Here is a 1,203-nt window from a genome sequence, read left to right as displayed (position 1 = left end):
TTGACGAACTTTTCCCCGACACCAAGCCCTCACAGGTCATCCGTATGTTCGGGTCACTCTCTGAGGAGTGTGCCGTGCTGCGCAAGGCATCGGCACACATCATCCATCTGCAACAGAATATCCGGCCGCCCAAGAAGTCGGAAAGGGCACTGTCGAAGCTGGAGCGTGAGAAGAATATCGTGAACATGTACAACGAGGGGCACAGCATTGATGACATCTTCGCTATCAGTGGCTTCACAAGCCGAAGTTCCGTGTTCCGTATACTCAACAAGCATGGTGTGACGCTGAACCGTGGGCCGCACAGCGGACCATTGAAGAAAAGGAATAAAAGAGAGGAATAAGAAATGGAAGATATTAGAAAGGTTTTCACGATTCAATGGGTTGGTCCATTTGATACTTTTACGTCTTTGTCCGAGTATTTGAATGACCCAAATACTTGTGACTGTCATTTGTTCAGCTTTTATTATTGTTCGGGTAGCAAAAAAGGTAAAGGGCATCCCATTAGCAAGGATGACTATCGGTATTTTGGCCTCCATCGCTCTGGAACACCAATACATACGAGAGTGGCTTCTTGGCACGAACATTTAAGAAACTTTCGAGAACCTTTTTCTTTATGGATTGGTAGTTTTAGCGATTCGACTCAACAGACTCCACAAAACGTTGAGGACGTTGAAACAGTTTTCATTTCGACATACAAGGATGTCCTTACAGAAAACACACAAAAGAAAAAGGCAACACCTAAAGAAAGCATCTGTATCATAAACCTTTGGTATAGGTCTAATGAGAAAAGATGGTTGAATAAGAAACGAGACATCAAGATCTTCGATGATGTGCTTATTTATGAGGCAGAAAGCATGACCTATTCCAAAGGTAATTTGTCAATAGTTTAAAATATGGAAACATTCAAAGACGTTATATCAGGCGACCAACTGGTCTTGGTCGATTTCTTCGCCACATGGTGCCAGCCATGCAAGATGATGCACCCCATCCTGAAGCAGGTGAAGGAAGTGTTGGGTGACAGAATACGCATCATCAAGGTGGATGTGGACAAGTATGGGGTGGCTGCAAGCCAGTATGGCATACAGTCTGTGCCCACATTGATGCTGTTCAGACACGGCGAAGTGTTGTGGAGGACGAGCGGTGTGATGCAGAAATCAGAGTTGCTGGCAACGATTGACCCGTTTTTAAGATAAAAGAGCAGAA

General features: G+C 44.6%; 2 protein-coding genes and 1 pseudogene. All 3 read left to right on the top strand.

Annotated elements, in window-relative coordinates:
• Positions 1–341 (top strand): annotated as a pseudogene (locus tag KQP79_RS25705) (helix-turn-helix domain-containing protein); the annotation flags it as partial.
• Between the two features lie 3 nt (positions 342–344).
• Positions 345–890, top strand: a complete 546-nt coding sequence (locus tag KQP79_RS25700) for a hypothetical protein (RefSeq protein WP_004319938.1) — start codon at positions 345–347, stop codon at positions 888–890.
• A gap of 3 nt (positions 891–893) precedes the next feature.
• On the top strand, positions 894–1,193 hold the full coding sequence (gene trxA, locus KQP79_RS25695) for a thioredoxin (protein ID WP_004319936.1): 300 nt from the start codon (positions 894–896) through the stop codon (positions 1,191–1,193).
• Positions 1,194–1,203 lie beyond the last annotated feature (10 nt).

This window comes from Bacteroides sp. DH3716P, from assembly GCF_025914115.1.
Classification (GTDB): domain Bacteria; phylum Bacteroidota; class Bacteroidia; order Bacteroidales; family Bacteroidaceae; genus Bacteroides; species Bacteroides ovatus.
This window is presented reverse-complemented; position numbering and strand designations above follow the sequence as displayed.